Source organism: Vibrio coralliilyticus (assembly GCF_024449095.1).
GTDB lineage: Bacteria > Pseudomonadota > Gammaproteobacteria > Enterobacterales > Vibrionaceae > Vibrio > Vibrio coralliilyticus_A.
The window spans coordinates 742,199-758,340 of the sequence record NZ_CP024627.1 but is presented as its reverse complement, the minus strand read 5'-3'; the positions used below and the strand labels follow the sequence as shown (position 1 = coordinate 758,340).

General features: G+C 44.4%; 15 protein-coding genes and 1 other RNA gene. 6 read left to right on the top strand and 10 right to left on the bottom strand.

All coding sequences use genetic code 11. The features are described from left to right. Positions 1-35 precede the first annotated feature (35 nt). From dnaJ to grpE, 4 genes are all read right to left on the bottom strand, one after another. Positions 36-1,178, bottom strand: coding sequence for a molecular chaperone DnaJ (gene dnaJ, locus CTT30_RS03430; RefSeq protein WP_252036042.1), 1,143 nt, complete (start codon positions 1,176-1,178; stop codon positions 36-38). A 179-nt stretch (positions 1,179-1,357) separates the two neighbouring features. Further along, entirely contained in the window at positions 1,358-3,271 is a 1,914-nt protein-coding gene (gene dnaK, locus CTT30_RS03425) for a molecular chaperone DnaK (protein WP_239837514.1), read from the bottom strand. A 239-nt stretch (positions 3,272-3,510) separates the two neighbouring features. After that, a complete protein-coding gene (locus CTT30_RS03420) occupies positions 3,511-4,788 on the bottom strand; it encodes a dicarboxylate/amino acid:cation symporter (protein ID WP_239837646.1) in 1,278 nt (425 codons plus the stop codon). 285 nt (positions 4,789-5,073) lie between these two features. After that, positions 5,074-5,670, bottom strand: a complete 597-nt coding sequence (gene grpE / locus CTT30_RS03415) for a nucleotide exchange factor GrpE (RefSeq protein ID WP_239867380.1) — start codon at positions 5,668-5,670, stop codon at positions 5,074-5,076. A gap of 144 nt (positions 5,671-5,814) precedes the next feature. Here grpE and nadK point away from each other — a divergent pair, with 144 nt between their 5' ends. From nadK to bamE, 3 genes are all read left to right on the top strand, one after another. Continuing rightward, positions 5,815-6,699: an NAD(+) kinase gene (gene nadK, locus CTT30_RS03410; protein WP_252036041.1), complete on the top strand. Its 885-nt coding sequence runs from the start codon at positions 5,815-5,817 to the stop codon at positions 6,697-6,699. 241 nt (positions 6,700-6,940) lie between these two features. Next, positions 6,941-8,605 (top strand): DNA repair protein RecN, encoded by a 1,665-nt coding sequence (recN, locus tag CTT30_RS03405; protein ID WP_252036040.1) that lies wholly within the window; start codon positions 6,941-6,943, stop codon positions 8,603-8,605. A gap of 189 nt (positions 8,606-8,794) precedes the next feature. Then, entirely contained in the window at positions 8,795-9,154 is a 360-nt protein-coding gene (bamE, locus tag CTT30_RS03400; protein ID WP_239837510.1) for an outer membrane protein assembly factor BamE, read from the top strand. Between the two features lie 110 nt (positions 9,155-9,264). On the opposite strand, the gene CTT30_RS03395 is transcribed toward bamE, so the two are convergent. Then, positions 9,265-9,618 carry an RnfH family protein gene (locus CTT30_RS03395; RefSeq protein WP_252036039.1) on the bottom strand — a complete coding sequence of 118 codons (354 nt, stop codon included), beginning with the start codon at positions 9,616-9,618 and terminating at the stop codon, positions 9,265-9,267. Then, complete coding sequence (locus tag CTT30_RS03390) at positions 9,608-10,051, bottom strand: SRPBCC family protein (RefSeq protein WP_252036038.1); 444 nt, start codon at positions 10,049-10,051, stop codon at positions 9,608-9,610. Before CTT30_RS03390 ends, CTT30_RS03395 begins: the two co-directional genes overlap by 11 nt. A 118-nt stretch (positions 10,052-10,169) precedes the next feature. Between CTT30_RS03390 and smpB the strand changes: the two genes are divergently transcribed. Both smpB and ssrA read left to right on the top strand, forming a co-directional pair. Next, positions 10,170-10,655, top strand: coding sequence for an SsrA-binding protein SmpB (smpB, locus tag CTT30_RS03385; protein ID WP_008081122.1), 486 nt, complete (start codon positions 10,170-10,172; stop codon positions 10,653-10,655). Between the two features lie 66 nt (positions 10,656-10,721). Next, positions 10,722-11,088, top strand: a transfer-messenger RNA (tmRNA) gene (gene ssrA / locus CTT30_RS03380). A gap of 151 nt (positions 11,089-11,239) precedes the next feature. On the opposite strand, the gene CTT30_RS03375 is transcribed toward ssrA, so the two are convergent. From CTT30_RS03375 to CTT30_RS03360, 4 genes are all read right to left on the bottom strand, one after another. Continuing rightward, positions 11,240-12,301: a succinylglutamate desuccinylase/aspartoacylase family protein gene (locus tag CTT30_RS03375; RefSeq protein ID WP_370689707.1), complete on the bottom strand. Its 1,062-nt coding sequence runs from the start codon at positions 12,299-12,301 to the stop codon at positions 11,240-11,242. Next, positions 12,288-13,193, bottom strand: a complete 906-nt coding sequence (rimK, locus tag CTT30_RS03370; RefSeq protein WP_239837489.1) for a 30S ribosomal protein S6--L-glutamate ligase — start codon at positions 13,191-13,193, stop codon at positions 12,288-12,290. Before rimK ends, CTT30_RS03375 begins: the two co-directional genes overlap by 14 nt. A gap of 6 nt (positions 13,194-13,199) precedes the next feature. Further along, a complete protein-coding gene (locus CTT30_RS03365; RefSeq protein WP_252036037.1) occupies positions 13,200-13,634 on the bottom strand; it encodes an ATP-dependent zinc protease family protein in 435 nt (144 codons plus the stop codon). A 152-nt stretch (positions 13,635-13,786) separates the two neighbouring features. Next, positions 13,787-15,130: a magnesium transporter gene (locus CTT30_RS03360; protein WP_239867361.1), complete on the bottom strand. Its 1,344-nt coding sequence runs from the start codon at positions 15,128-15,130 to the stop codon at positions 13,787-13,789. Between the two features lie 96 nt (positions 15,131-15,226). Between CTT30_RS03360 and CTT30_RS03355 the strand changes: the two genes are divergently transcribed. Then, a complete protein-coding gene (locus CTT30_RS03355; protein WP_252036036.1) occupies positions 15,227-16,093 on the top strand; it encodes a universal stress protein in 867 nt (288 codons plus the stop codon). Positions 16,094-16,142: the final 49 nt, after the last annotated feature.

The following is a 16,142-nucleotide window of genomic DNA, read 5'->3' as shown; positions in this document are numbered from 1 at the left end:
ATTTGGCAGGCTCTCTCACAACAATCTTTCGAAGGTTAACTCGTTAGGTCATCGAAAAACTTCTTGACCCCATTGAAGAACCCTTCCGCTTTCGGCTTGTGCTTAGTTGCCGCTTCACCACCGCAAGACTCTTCAAACTCTTTCAATAAATCTTTCTGACGTGAACTTAGATTAACAGGTGTTTCAACTACTAACTTAACAATCAGGTCACCAACACCACCGCCTCGAACACCCTTCACCCCTTTACCGCGCATACGGAACATTCGCCCCGTTTGCGTTTCAGTCGGAACTTTCAGGTTCACACGACCATCCAGTGTTGGTACTTCAACTTCACCACCCAGTGCGGCCATTGCAAAGCTGACAGGCACTTCACAATATAGATTATTACCATCACGCTCAAAGATGTGGTGCTCTTTCACATGGACCTGTACGTACAAGTCACCCGCTGGAGCGCCCATTTCTCCCGCTTCACCTTCACCAGAAAGACGGATACGGTCACCAGTATCAACACCAGCAGGAATCTTAACGTTAAGCGTTTTAGTCTTCTGTTTACGACCCTGACCATGACACGAGTTACATGGATCTTTGATGATCTTGCCTTTACCGTGACAGGTTGGACAGGTTTGCTGAACCGCAAAGAAACCCTGACGCATCTGAACTTGGCCATGACCATGACAGGTTCCACACGTTTCAGGAGACGAGCCTTTCTTCGCGCCGCTGCCATCACAAACGTCACAGTTAACTAGCGTTGGCACTTCAATTTCTTTTGAAACACCGCGAACCGCTTCTTCTAGCGACAGTTCCATGTTATAGCGCAGGTCTGCACCGCGTTGCGCGCGCTGCTGGCCACCGCCACGTCGGCCACCGCCAAAGATATCACCAAACACATCACCAAAAATATCACCGAAATCAGCACCAGCACCACCGCCAAAGCCACCGCCCATGCCGCCTTGTTCGAAGGCTGCATGACCATATTGGTCATAGGCCGCTTTTTTCTGAGGATCCAGTAGGATTTCGTACGCTTCTTTTACTTCTTTAAACTTATCTGCAGCAGACTCATCACCCTGGTTGCGGTCTGGGTGGAATTTCATTGCAAGGCGCTTATACGCCTTTTTAATATCACGTTCTGATGCATCACGGCTTACGCCTAATACTTCGTAAAAATCACGTTTTGACATGTTCTTCGTCACCAATTTAGTACTGCAAACGACCGATTGTCGCTTGGTGTTTGTATCGTTCTAGATAAAGGCTTTGTGCAAAAGTGCTTATCTGGAAAGACAGCGTATTTACAAACAGGCGGGCGTGTGAGTTCCCTCAAACGCCCGCATATTACGTTAAGTTAAGTCAGAATCGAGAATTATTTTTTCTCGTCTTTAACTTCTTCAAACTCAGCGTCTACAACGTCTTCTTCTTGCTTAGGCTGTTCACCAGCTTCTGCGCCAGCCTGTTGTGCCTGAGCTTGTTGCTGAGCGATTTCCATAAGTTTTTGCGCAGCGGTCATAAGAGCTTGTACTTTCGCATCAATCGCTTCTTTGTCTTCACCCTTACGAGCTTCTTCTAGCTCAGAGATAGCAGATTCAATCTTCTCTTTCTCTTCCGCTGGAAGTGCGTCACCCGCTTCTTCAACTTGCTTACGAGTACCGTGGATCATTTGGTCAGCTTGGTTACGTGCAGCCGCTAGCTCTTCGAACTTTTTGTCCGCTTCTTTGTTAGCTTCTGCTTCTTGTACCATTTTTTCGATTTCATCGTCGCTTAGTCCGCCTGAAGCTTGGATAGTGATCTTCTGCTCTTTACCAGTCTGCTTATCTTTCGCTGATACGTGAAGGATACCATCCGCATCTAGGTCGAAAGTTACTTCGATTTGTGGCATACCACGTGGAGCTGGCTGAATGCCTTCTAGGTTGAATTGACCTAGAGACTTGTTGTACATCGCCTGCTTACGCTCACCTTGAAGAACGTGGATAGTTACCGCATTCTGGTTGTCTTCTGCTGTAGAGAAAACTTGGTTCGCTTTGGTTGGGATAGTGGTGTTCTTCTCAACTAGCTTAGTCATTACGCCGCCCATAGTCTCGATACCTAGAGACAGAGGAGTAACGTCTAGTAGAAGTACATCTTTAACATCACCCGCAAGTACACCACCTTGAACTGCAGCACCCATTGCTACTGCTTCGTCAGGGTTCACGTCTTTACGAGCGTCTTTACCGAAGAACTCAGCCACTTTCGCTTGAACCATTGGCATACGAGTCTGACCACCAACAAGGATAACGTCAGTAATGTCGTTCACAGATAGGTCTGCGTCAGCTAGAGCAACTTTTAGCGGCTCAAGAGAACGTTGAACTAGATCTTCAACTAGAGATTCTAGTTTCGCACGAGTCACTTTAACGTTCATGTGCTTAGGACCAGTCGCATCTGCAGTCACGTAAGGTAGGTTTACGTCTGTTTGAGAAGTAGAAGAAAGCTCAATTTTCGCTTTTTCTGCTGCTTCTTTAACACGCTGCATTGCTAGAGGATCGTTCTTAAGATCGATACCTTGCTCTTTCTTGAACTCTTCAACTAGGTAGTTGATCATGCGGTTATCGAAGTCTTCACCACCTAAGTGAGTGTCACCGTTAGTCGCTAGTACTTCGAATGTTTTCTCGCCTTCAACTTCATCAATCTCGATGATAGAGATATCGAATGTACCACCACCAAGATCGTATACAGCGATAGTGCGGTCACCACCTTGCTTGTCTAGGCCGTAAGCTAGAGCTGCTGCAGTAGGCTCGTTGATGATACGCTTAACTTCTAGACCAGCGATACGGCCAGCATCTTTAGTTGCTTGACGCTGAGCATCGTTAAAGTAAGCCGGTACTGTGATAACTGCGCCAGTTACTTCCTCACCAAGGAAGTCTTCTGCCGTTTTCTTCATTTTCTTCAGTACTTCAGCAGAAACCTGAGGAGCCGCCATTTTCTGGCCTTGCGCTTCAACCCAAGCATCACCGTTGTCAGCTTTAACGATTTTGTACGGCATGATTTCGATGTCGCGCTGTACTTCTTCATCTTCGAAACGACGACCAATAAGACGCTTAATTGCAAATAGCGTGTTTTCTGGGTTTGTAACTGCTTGACGTTTTGCTGGTTGACCTACTAGTGTCTCACCGTCTGTGTAAGCAATTACCGATGCAGTAGTACGCTCACCCTCTGCGTTTTCAATTACACGTGGTTTGTCGCCGTCTAGTACCGCAACACATGAGTTAGTAGTACCTAAGTCAATACCAATGATTTTACCCATCAGGCTATCTCCGAATAAATTTCTATTTTCGTTTTGCTATATCCCCTATGTGGGGATGGAGAGTCGGGTTTCAACCCTTGCTCACAAACAAAAATAATGATGTTTGCTTCTCTATGCCCAATAAATAAGGGCGTCAAATGACTTTTCAAGGGAAAAAGTAAAAAAAAGTGAAAAAAATTTAGGTCTTTAACAAGAAAGCGAGCCATATGGCTCGCTTTTAATTTTCAATGCGTTAGAGATTAAGCATTTGCTTGGGCAGGTTTGCCTTCAACTTGTGCTTCTTCTTTACCGATTTCACCTTCAGTTTTTGCAACAATAGTGTTTACCGCGGTATCACCCACTACGTTAGAAGAGGTACAGAACATATCGTTAATACGGTCAACTGCTGCGATGATTGCCAGACCTTCTGGTGGAAGACCCAGTTGGTGAAGAAGAACACCAACCATAACAACACCACCACCAGGAACACCACCAGCACCAATAGATAGAAGCAGGATAGTAAGACCTAGAGTGAACACGTCAGCCGTGTTGATTGGTTGACCAAATGCGTTTGCAACGAAGATAGTTGCCAGTGCGATGTAGATAGACACACCAGACATGTTCATGGTTGCACCCAGTGGTACACCGAAACCTGCAACTGATTTTGAAACTTGTAGTTTCTCCGTCAAAGTACGCATAGTTACAGGAATAGTCGCATTCGAGCTTGCTGTCGATAGAGAGAATAGGATTTGCTCACGAGTAGCACGTAAGAACGTCTTTGGAGAAGTACCTGTCGCAATACCTACTGCCATTGGGTAGAAGAAGAAGATCCAGAACACGAGCATAGCCACAACAAGCGCTACATAGCCTGCTACTGACATGAGCGTGTTAGCATCTAGTGTCGCGCCTAGTTGAATCATCAGCGCAAACACACCATATGGAGCAAGGCTCATAACAAGGCCAACAAGCTTCATCATGATTTCGTTCGCCATCTTGAATGTGCGGATAGCCGGCCCACCGCGTGAATCAAGCGCCTGAATCGCTAGGCCTGTTAGGATTGCCATAAAGATGATTTGTAGCATATCGCCATTAGCAAACGCCTGAACAGGGTTACTTGGTACGATGTTTACCACTAGGGAGAAGATATCAGGCGTTTCCGTTGTCGTTAGTTTTACTGTTTCTGAAATCGTACCAGCTAGGTTAGCGTCAGCACCTGGCTGGAAAATCATACCTACAGTCAGTGCCGCTGTAATCGCGATGATGGTATTAATAATGTATAGGGCGAAGGTTTTACCACCAAGACGACCAAACGCAGTGATGTCTTTCAAATCAACAATGCCACACACGATTGAAACGTATACCAAAGGAACAACAAGTAACTTGATCAGTGATACGAACATGCCACCAGCACCTTCCGCAGCGCCTAGAAGGTAAGTATCAAAAATTGCAATCCCGCTAAATAAGTACTGGATCGCAGTACCGATCAGTAGACCAGCAAACAAGCCTACAAAAATCTTGCTTGAAAGCGATTTATCCATCATCCATCTCCAGAATGTTGTGTTTTTAATTTATGGTTTTATAGTTTATTCCGCCAGTTTTCCCGACAGAGTTCGCACATAATACACACAAAGGTTACAAAATAAAGACTTTGTTTACGATAATGTTACAAGTTTCAAATCAGAAATTAATTTTTTGGTTAAATTTAACACCAAGAATAATTCACCAAATCAACCATTTATTAGAAACAAACACAACCAATCGAATAAGATAAAAAAAGAGAGGCCTAAGCCTCTCTTCCGTTTAAAACACGTTCTGTATCAAGGTTATTTAGCAACCATTACCATAGCAGGTCGAATCACACGGCCATTAAGCTCGTAACCTTTCTGCATGACAAACATCACAGTATTTGATTCATGGTCAGGGCTCTCTTGAATAGACATCGCTTGATGCATTTCAGGGTTAAACGCTTCGCCTTCAGGGTTAATCTCTTTTAGACCAAACTTAGCCACCGTGTCTACAAACGTTTTATGCGTCAATTCTACGCCTTCAAGCAGTGGTTTAACTACTTCCGCTTCAGTATCTGCCGCTTGAATCGCTCGCTCTAGGTTATCGATAACCGGCAGTAACTCTTCGGCAAACTTATTTAACGCGTATTTACGTGCTTTATCGATTTCTTGCTCAGTACGACGACGCATGTTTTCGACTTCGGCTTTTGCACGCAGTACGCTATCTTGCTGTTCTTGAACTTTCGCTTCGCTAGTCAGTAACGCTGCTTCTAGTTGAGCAATCTTAGCGTCTTTCTCATCACCAATTTCTTCTAGCTCAGCTTCAGCCTCTTGCGCTGCGGCTTCCACTTTCTCTGCTTCTTCGATGATTTGATCTAGCTCTTCTTCTGTAACTTTATTTTCTTCGTTGCTCATGATATCTCCAGAATACATACCCATTGGTACCTAACGCTTCACGTTTATTGCGTTTAGATACACAAAAACTCGCATAAATAGCTAACTTGCCATTATTATGGGGATGAAGATTGTCGAATCAAGCCTATTTAGTGCGGAAAACCTATGAAAAAGCCTTTTGAAGTGATCGCCATCATTGGTAAACCTCGGGATCAGCAAGCTATTCAGACTCACAGAGAGCTTTACCTCTGGCTTCAGTCGGAAGGGTATCAGGTTTTTATTGACGATAGGCTAGCGGAAATTTTAGACGATGTCCCGGATGAACATTTTGCGAGTCTAATTCAGCTTGGTAAAACGGCTGACTTGGCAATTGTCGTAGGTGGTGATGGCAACATGTTGGGGGCCGCCAGAGTGCTTTCACGCTTTAATACCTCAGTGATTGGAGTAAACCGAGGAAACCTTGGGTTTCTGACCGATCTCAACCCAGAAGATTTTCAGTCGGCACTTAAAAAAGTGCTTGAAGGTGAGTTCATCGAAGAAGAGCGCTTTTTGCTGGAAGCTGAAGTCCACCGTCATGGACAAGTAAAAAGTCATAATGCCGCACTCAATGAAGCCGTACTTCACCCTGGGCAAGTCGCCCATATGATTGAATTCGAAGTGTATATTGATGACAGCTTCGCCTTTTCTCTGCGTGCAGACGGGCTAATTATCTCTACGCCCACTGGCTCTACAGCCTATTCATTGTCCGGTGGCGGCCCTATCCTATCGCCAAGTCTTAATGCTATTTCGCTTGTACCTATGTTCCCGCATACTTTATCCAGCCGTCCGTTAGTCGTAGACAGTAAACGTCGTATTAAACTGGTGGTATCTCCGGATAACCGAGGGACTCAAGAAGTCGGCTGTGATGGCCAAGTCTCTCTGCCCGTTTCCCCTGGTGACGAAATCCATATTTATCAAAGCCCTAATGTACTCAAACTGATCCACCCCAAGGACTACAGCTACTATCATGTACTGCGCAATAAACTTGGTTGGTCGAGTAAACTGTTCTAGCAAATCAACTGGGGTATCGAAGGGTTGGCGTAATATGCCAACCCTTTTCTTTATCAAATCAAGGCAAAGCTTTAGCAATATAACCTTAACCCCATTCACCAAGACAAAATTCCCCCTCCCGACTGACGTAAATGAAATTCGCGTTCGGTCACAAAAATTTTCACACCCTCCTTTACTGTATAAAGAAACAGTATATACTGTCTTCTTATACAGTATTGTTCATTTAAACAGGTACAACAAAATGCTGGCTCATCTAAGTGTTAATAATTTCGCTATTGTTAAATCTCTACAGCTGGAGCTATCTCATGGCATGACAACAATCACTGGGGAAACGGGGGCAGGTAAGTCTATTGCCATCGATGCCTTAGGCCTTTGCCTCGGTGGGCGCGCAGAAGCCAGCATGGTACGACAAGGAGAAGAAAAGACAGAAGTCAGTGCTGCTTTTTCTCTTGAAAACAATCTTCACGCAACGCGTTGGCTAGAAGATAATGATCTTCTCGAAGGCAGCGACTGTATATTACGTCGCATAATCAACAAAGAAGGCCGTTCAAGAGCCTTTATCAATGGCAGTCCAGTCCCCCTTTCACAACTGAAAGCACTTGGACAACTTCTGATTAATATCCATGGTCAGCATGCACATCACCAATTGATGAAAAGTGACTATCAGATGGCGATGCTGGACCAATATGCTGGCCATACAAACCTTTTAAAAAGCACTCGTAATGCCTATCAAAATTGGCGTCAAGCCGATAACAACCTCAAGCAGTTAAAAGAAAATAGCGCTGCAAATCTCGCGCAAAAACAACTTCTTGAATATCAAATAAAAGAGCTTAATGAGCTTTCTCTTGGCGAGGATGAATATGAAGAACTCGAACAGGAACACAAAAGATTGTCTAACAGCGGAGAACTTGCGGCCACCTGCCAACAAGCCATCGAGCTTATTTACGAAGGTGAAGAAGTTAATGCGCTTGGTATTCTCCAATCAGCCAGTAGCACCTTAACCCAGCTCGCTGAACTGGATGAAGCTCTCTCTGAGTTACCTAACATGTTATCAGAGGCGATTATTCAGATCGAAGAAGCTAATAATGAACTGCGTAGTTATCTTGATAATATCGATGTTGATCCTGCGCGTATGGCTTTTGTCGAGGAACGCTTTTCAAAAGTTATGTCGATGGCGCGTAAACATCATGTCCTTCCGGATGAGCTATATCAGCACCACCAAGATCTTCTCACACAGATCGAAGCTCTCGACTGCTCCGATGAAAAATTGGAAGAATTAGAGCAAGCGGTTGAAGTAAAATATCAATCTTTCTTAACGTCCTCAGAAAAACTACATAAATCTCGTAGCCGCTATGCCAAAGAACTCAATAAATTGATTACCGCCAGCATGCATGAGCTGAGTATGGAAAAGGCCCAATTCAGTATTGAAATAGACAAACAATGCACACACCCATCACCACTCGGCATGGATAATGTCTGCTTTATGGTATCAACCAACCCTGGCCAGCCCATGCAGCCTATTGCAAAAGTCGCCTCTGGTGGTGAGCTTTCTCGTATATCGTTAGCAATACAAGTGATCACAGCTCAGAAAGTCGATACTCCTAGCTTAATCTTCGACGAAGTTGATGTGGGAATCAGCGGGCCAACGGCAGCTGTTGTAGGTAAAATGCTTCGCACGCTTGGCGAGTCGACACAAGTTCTCTGTGTTACTCACTTACCTCAAGTGGCGGGGTGTGGACATCAACAGCTCTTCGTTGCTAAGCAAACCAAAGCCGGCAAAACAGAAACTCAGATGCATTCATTGAATAACGAGCAGCGCGTATCCGAGTTGGCTCGATTGCTTGGTGGAAGTGAAATTACAGAGTCGACCTTGGCGAATGCAAAAGAGTTACTGATTGCAGCTTGATAGACTCTATGGCTGACTTTCAACTTAAAAACAAAGTTCCGACTTAGGGAAATTTTGGTATGAGTTTGCAACTAAATTCAAAAATCGTGGTCTGAAACAGTTCAAAACAAGATGAGTTTTTTACATTAGCGCTCAGCTTGTTTATTATCAGCCCAATTTGAGACATATCCGTTACAAGAATTTATCCGTATGCAATTGAAAAAGTGGCTTATCGCTGTACCACTCTCTATGACACTGTTGACAGGCTGCTCTCTGGTAGAAAAGCTCGTTTACCGAATCGACATCAACCAAGGGAACTATGTTGAGCAGCAAGCCGTCGATCAGCTTAAGTTTGGTATGACCAAAGAACAGGTACGTTTTGTAATGGGCTCACCCATGCTTATTGAAAATGGTTATCCCGATACTTGGTACTACATTTATCATCACACAGAAGGTCACCAAGACTCGATTCAGAAGAACTTGATCGTGAACTTCAATGATAAAGGCCAATTGGTAGATATTAATGGTGACTTCCCACCAAGTTCGGACTTCTTTGAAGGTATCAACTAAAGCAAAGCGTGTATTTGAGGGTTGGCGTTGTTCGTCAACCCTTTTGTTTATCCGCAGTCACAGCCCTGCGCTTATCTTCAGATGACAGGCACAACCTAAGACGATTGAATTTACCCTTCCTTCCTCAACGGATTCTTTTTACCGCCAGTGACTGGGTCAGCTGCCCCTGATTCTTTTGCTTGCTCAGCGCGTTTACGACGAATTTCTTTCGGATCAGCTAAAAGTGGGCGATAAATTTCGATACGGTCTTTATCTCGAACTGTGGTCTCAAGCTTGACGTTACGGCTAAAGACACCAACTTTGTTTTTTGCTAGGTCAATTTCAGGGTACTGTTCTAGAACACCAGATTGTTTAATAATCTCTTCGACTGTCATCGATTTATTCACGACTAGCGTGTAAACACGTTGCTCCTGAGGTAATGCATATACTACCTCTACGTGGATCATATCAGACTCAATACTCATAACACGGATACACCTGCTTAGCGCGCTGAGTGAACGCATTGACCATATTACTGGTCAACTCATTGAAAACTTTGCCGAAGGCAATTTCAATCATCTTGCTAGAAAACTCAAATTCTAGTTTGAGTTCAACCTTGCAAGCTTTCTCATCTAATGCGGTAAAGAACCACCCTCCTTTAAGCGTTTTGAAAGGACCATCCACTAGATTCATGAGAATCGCTTCACCACTCACCAATTCATTCGATGTAGTGAACGTTTTACTGATCCCAGCCTTTGAGACATCAACGGAAGCTACCATTGCAGAATGACTGGACTCAATCACTCTCGACCCGGAACAACCTGGCAAAAACTCAGGATAACTGGCCACGTCATTTACCAGATCAAACATCTGTTCTGCACTGAATGATACCAACGCAGAACGGCTGACTTGCTTCATATAGACTCCTCAAAACACACGCCTAAACGACAGGCACGCACTATTTTTACTTTTATTTGCATTAAGCGCAAATAAAGGGATTTCATAACTAGATTCCTAACCGTATAATGCAACCATTATGGCAAAGAAAAAATCGAAACAAAAAGCGGGTAGCAATACCATCGCTGTCAATAAGAAAGCTCGCCACGAATATTTCATCGATGATGAAATTGAAGCAGGAATGGAGCTTCAAGGCTGGGAAGTTAAAGCCCTACGTCAAGGCAAAGCCAATATCGCAGAAAGCTACGTATTTATGCGAGATGGAGAAGCTTTTGTAAGTGGCATGACCATTACCCCTCTAAACCAAGCATCGACACACGTAGTGGCGAACCCTACTCGTGTGCGTAAACTACTTATGAGCCGCCGTGAGCTTGATAACCTATTAGGTCGAATCAATCGCGAAGGTATGACACTCGCAGCCCTTTCACTCTACTGGTCTCGTTCTTGGGTGAAAATGAAAATTGGCGTCGCGAAAGGTAAGAAGCTGCACGATAAACGTACTGATCTTAAAGAAAAAGATTGGGCTCGAGAAAAAGCACGCGTAATGAAGAGTTCACTGCGCTAATATTGAGCACTTAAACGCACAAGTCTAGACAGGTTATGCTTTTCTGGTACTATGCAAAGAACACTTGGGGCTGATTTAGGATTCGACAGGAATTTTGCAGTCTAAGGTGCATGCCGTGGGGCGGTTGGCCACGTAAAAAGCCGCAAAAAAATAGTCGCAAACGACGAAAACTACGCACTAGCAGCTTAATAACCTGCTCAGAGCTCTCTCGCCCTAGCTTCCGCACGTAAGACGGGGACCAACGAGAGATCAAACCCAAACGCGCTAGCCCGGATTCTCCCGCCTGAGAGATGAACGGCGAATTTTAATTCAGGATAGTCATTTACTGGCGTGTCGGTTCGCAGGTACTTGGTGAATTTAAAGATCGACTAAGCATGTAGTACCAAAGATGAATGGTTTTTGGACGCGGGTTCAACTCCCGCCAGCTCCACCAAACGTTTGGAAAGGCGCTAGCTCAGAGCTAGCGCCTTTTTTATTACCCTCGACGATATCAATGCGAAGCCTAATCGCTCCCCAAAAACAGAGTGAAAGAGATAAATCAAAAGCCATCGTCAACCTAGCTATGTGCAAGGCATGCTAGTCATTCACATTTTTCCAATGCCGTACTTAATTTCATTGCCTAGATCATCAAGCACATCCCCTAGGTAATTTTCCACTTTTTCCTCAACAAGCTCATCTGACTCCTCAAAGTAAGCAAGGTGATAAATTGCATCTCCTTGATTGACGAGAGGTAAGGTTTGTTGACCAATGATTATCCCTCCTTGAGCGGCTTTCACGGCCACTTCATCATTTCCAAGCGGATCACTAATAATGGCTAACACTTGCCCTTTGTCCACTTTTTGCCCAAGTGCGACATGAGAACGTAAGATTCCATCAAATTCAGCTCTCACCCAGCGTGTAGCCCTTGCTACGACAGGGGAGCGCGCGTGAGATAGCTTCCCATGGGGTAACATAGAGAGGTGCCGCATAACTCTCTGTACCCCCCGAATCCCCGCTGTTATCGCAAAAGGTTCAAACCTCAGCGCCTCACCCGCTTCATAAGTAATGACAGAAATACCTGCCTTTTCTGCCTCTGCACGTAAAGAACCATCACGAAGTGAGGCATCTATGACAACCGGCGTACCGAATGCCATCGCCATTTCTGCAGACACAGCATGATTCATGTTGACTCTTATCTGAGGTAAATTTGTTCTATGGATAGCAGCGGTATGTAAATCGATGATGTGAGTAGATTTTTTTACGATATCGTTAAAGAAATAGTGAGCAATCCTTCCCGCAATTGAGCCTCGCGGAGAGCCGGGAAACATCCGATTTAGATCTCTTCTGTCTGGTAAGTATCTCGACTTTTGAACAAACCCAAACACATTGACCACCGGCACCGCGACTAACGTACCTTTCAATTTCTTAGGGTCGGTCTTAGCAATCAGCTGTCTGACAATTTCAACACCGTTGAGTTCATCACCATGAATCGCCGCACTGACCAAGAGCGTAGGGCCTGCAAGGCGACCATTGACGATTTCAACCGTAACAGAGAGAGTGGAATGTGTATATAAACGTGCCACTTCGAAGTCGATAGTTTGAGTTTCGCCGGGCATAACTACAGCATCACCGCAATGAAATGGCTGATTTTTACTAACCTTTGCCACGAGTTTTTGTCCTATGTGGGCTGGCATTTTTCTCAATATACTGAATGATCATCCCCGCAACATCTTTCCCCGTAGCGGTTTCTATACCTTCCAAACCAGGAGAAGAGTTCACTTCCATGACCAGAGGACCACGCTCAGAACGTAAAAGGTCGACACCAGCAACATTGAGCCCCATAACTTTAGCTGCATCAACAGCCGTTTTTCTCTCTGCGGGCGTGATTTTAATGAGGGATGCATTGCCTCCCCGATGTAAATTCGATCTAAACTCTCCGGGTTGGGCTTGACGCTTCATCGCAGCGATCACTTTGTCACCAATCACAAAGCAGCGAATATCTGCTCCTCCGGACTCTTTTATGTACTCTTGTACCATGATATTGGCTTTAAGCCCCATAAAAGCCTCAATGACACTTTCAGCCGCTTTTTGAGTTTCCGCGAGCACAACACCAATCCCTTGTGTCCCTTCTAATAGCTTGATGACAAGTGGCGCGCCTCCAACCATTTTTATTAGATCTTTAATATCGCTTGGTTTACTGGCAAAACCTGTAATAGGCATACCTATATTCTTCCGAGAGAGTAATTGCAACGAACGTAATTTATCCCTTGATCTAGTTATCGCGACAGACTCATTAACGGGAAATACTCCCATCATTTCGAATTGCCGTAGAACCGCACAGCCATAAAAGGTAACAGATGAGCCAATGCGAGGAATAATCGCATCCAAACCGGCTAGCTCTTCTCCTTTGAGGTGGATTGATGGAGAATGAGAATTTATGTTCATGTAACACCTAAGTGCATCAATCACTTTAGGGTCATGGCCTCGTTCTCTACATGCTTCGATTAACCTCTTCGTTGAATAAAGGTTCTTATTCCTAGATAAAATGCCTATTTTCACAATGCACTACTCCTTAGAAAGCAAAAAAGAGCTGGCAGGATCCACAAGTATGTTGGTAGCTAAGGAAGTTCTTCCTAGAAGCATCCTAAATTTCATGTCATCCCTAGGGGTCAGTGTCATTTCAATAGGGAATGAAAGCTCGCCTGCAACCAGTAATGTTTCAATAACATAACGCTGCGTTTGGTGCCCACCAGAGTCTCGGACTAAGCGCTGGTCAACGACTGGCGATTCACACTGCACCACTGTCTGTTCATCAGCTTGATTGGGATGAACCCAGAAACGCACCCAAGCTTGATGACTTTTCCTGAATTCCTCAATCGAAAACGTATGGAGGCAAGATGTACGAGCCCCTGTATCGACTTTGGCTTTGATTCTTTCTATACCTAACTGTGGCAGGCTAACCCATTCTCTCCAGCCCACAACCACCTTGTTCCCATCCAACAAGCCATACTCCTTACCAGTGATTAACCCGCTTTAAAACACTCGATTAAGTATAGTTTACAGATGGAATCCATCTTCTTTACTTTCAATCTATAGTGACGACACTCACCGATAGCCGCTCTGCTGTCAGGCGAGTAGCGAATATCATTTTCTTAAATCAGTAAAAGTGAGCCTAAGCCTAAGAAAACTAAAAAACCTACAACATCGGTAACGGTTGTTAGAATAACGGAACCAGCCACTGCTGGGTCTATGTTTAGCTTTTTGAGTAGAAATGGGATCAGTGTTGCCGAGCCTGCAGCCGCTAGACTATTGACGACAATGGCACAAAAAATAATGATAGCTAAAGCGATACTTGAGAAAACAAAATAAACCACAACAGCAATCAGTACCCCAAGAGCGACACCATTTATAGCGGCGATGCGACACTCTTTATTCAGTAGTAGCTTCAAGTTACTTTGGTGTAGGTGATTTAGAGCGATACCCCTTAGGGCAACCGCTAATGTCTGACTTCCTGCAATCCCCCCCATACTTGCAACAACCGGCATCAATATCGCTAAAGCGACGACTTGCTCAATAACGTTATCAAACAGCCCAATAATGGCAGAAGCAAGAAAGGCCGTTAACAAGTTGATGACCAACCAAAGCGCCCTTAATCTTGCAGCAACTTTCAAGGGGGTAAACAAGTCTTCTTCACTTTTCACATTGTCTGCCACTACCGCCTTTAAGTTCAGTTCCCTTAGCGCGCTCACCAAGTTATACATGGAGAGGACTCCCGTGACTTTTCCATTCGTTAAAACAGGAAACCACTGGAGCGTACCATCAATAGCGAGCTGTTGACTGACCTCATTAATATCCTGATGGCTATCCAATAATGGCGTTGGGGAAACCAGAGCCCCTAACAAAATATGCCCTTCTTGTACCAGTAAACTGTCGGGACTAATCGCACCTAGAATGCCTTTCGAGTCTCTTACAATTATCAGCCGAATCGGGGTCTCAAACTTCTTAACCATTTCTTCCTTTAGAGCTTTTACGCTATTTCGCGCATTAGCCACAAGAAATTGAGGGGTGGTGTAGCGTCCTACTAAATTATCCGAAAATGAAAGCGCCTGCTGCAAATAACTGGCTGTGTCCTCACTCTGATCTAAGAGGAACTCATCAACAAATTCTCGGGGAAGCAGCTCATCAAACGTGAGTACATCTGCTTCCTTCGCCTGAGTAAGACAAGATTGAAGTTGCTCAGGTGAAAGGGACTGGTGAATGTGTTTTGCGGTCTCATATTGTACGAGGTGCAATGTTCCCCAGTATTTTTCAACAGGAATATGAGCAATGATTTTTTTCCTCAAAGCATTGCTCACGGATTCTAAAATGCTGGCAATTTCATCTTCTTGTAAGCTCTCTAGGTAACTCAAGTCCTCATTTGTTTCTATCGTTTTAAGAAACTCAGACAACCTTGCTGTTCTATTTTCAGGAGTTTCCATTTCTTTCACATTGTCCATTTGTCTTAACACCTATACTAGTTGTAGTAGTAACTTCATAGAATTTCTGAAAAATGTCCAGTCGTCTTTGAAATGACGCTATCAAAAGGGTGTGATATGGGCTCAACTTACTTCTTGACACATCAACGCAAAACTCCGTCGAAAAAAGTGCTAGCGAAATTACTAGTGCTTGCTAAAAATCAAAAAATCACTGTGCTGATTCAAGATCACCGTAGAGGGGACGATCATTTATTCTCAGACTTTTTACGCAGTGATCCAGAGCAAATCGAACAGAGAATCAAGGAAGTACAGCTTTGGATTGCTGCCACTAAAGACAAAATTGCCGAATACTGCGCTGATGAAGACATTACGGTACCAGAGATTGAATTTGAGCCTATAGAAGGCAACAACTGGGTAAACTTATTGGTGTCTTTCATTCGTCATCGTACTGATTTACTCATCGTCGATGCCACCATGAATGTTCGCAAGCTCTTACCGGAAATGTCAAAAATCTCGTGCGATATACTCTTGCTCGGCCATCAATACTGGGCAAGCAACATAAAAACCTTGTGCGCCATTGACCCTCTCCATCGAGAAGATCAAGAGTGCGAAATAGATATGGCGGTGACGGCAAGAGGGAATTGGTTGTCAGAACAATATGGCGCGAGAGTATCACTTATTTACTGTTGTTACGTGGCACCATACTTAATGAGGTATAAAGCTCAAATTTTAGCAAATCAAAAGAAAGGGTTGGAAGAGTTCATTGGGAAGAAGCACTTACAGTCCCTGCCCATACATATGCCTGATGGTAACCCGGAGGAAGCACTTCCCAAGGCGATCTCTCAAATGAAGGCCAATATACTCATTATGGGCGCCTGCCAACGTAGCGCGACATCTCGCTTTTGGTCTGGCAGCACAACCGATGCATTACTGGAAAGTCTTCCTTGCGATCTGCTGTTAGTCAATAAAAATAGACATGACTAAATGCACTCATTTCACTGGATAAACTTACGCACACAATATGAGCTTGATT

Bases quoted from the DNA above. Each gene is read 5' to 3' on its own strand.
- CTT30_RS03420 (WP_239837646.1), bottom strand. From the start codon at position 4,788: ATGGATAAATCGCTTTCAAGCAAGATTTTTGTAGGCTTGTTTGCTGGT.
- recN (WP_252036040.1), top strand. From the start codon at position 6,941: ATGCTGGCTCATCTAAGTGTTAATAATTTCGCTATTGTTAAATCTCTA.
- CTT30_RS03390 (WP_252036038.1), bottom strand. From the start codon at position 10,051: ATGAAGCAAGTCAGCCGTTCTGCGTTGGTATCATTCAGTGCAGAACAG.
- dnaK (WP_239837514.1), bottom strand. From the start codon at position 3,271: ATGGGTAAAATCATTGGTATTGACTTAGGTACTACTAACTCATGTGTT.
- CTT30_RS03360 (WP_239867361.1), bottom strand. From the start codon at position 15,130: ATGGACAATGTGAAAGAAATGGAAACTCCTGAAAATAGAACAGCAAGG.
- nadK (WP_252036041.1), top strand. From the start codon at position 5,815: ATGAAAAAGCCTTTTGAAGTGATCGCCATCATTGGTAAACCTCGGGAT.
- CTT30_RS03395 (WP_252036039.1), bottom strand. From the start codon at position 9,618: ATGAGTATTGAGTCTGATATGATCCACGTAGAGGTAGTATATGCATTA.
- grpE (WP_239867380.1), bottom strand. From the start codon at position 5,670: ATGAGCAACGAAGAAAATAAAGTTACAGAAGAAGAGCTAGATCAAATC.
- bamE (WP_239837510.1), top strand. From the start codon at position 8,795: ATGCAATTGAAAAAGTGGCTTATCGCTGTACCACTCTCTATGACACTG.
- dnaJ (WP_252036042.1), bottom strand. From the start codon at position 1,178: ATGTCAAAACGTGATTTTTACGAAGTATTAGGCGTAAGCCGTGATGCA.
- smpB (WP_008081122.1), top strand. From the start codon at position 10,170: ATGGCAAAGAAAAAATCGAAACAAAAAGCGGGTAGCAATACCATCGCT.
- CTT30_RS03355 (WP_252036036.1), top strand. From the start codon at position 15,227: ATGGGCTCAACTTACTTCTTGACACATCAACGCAAAACTCCGTCGAAA.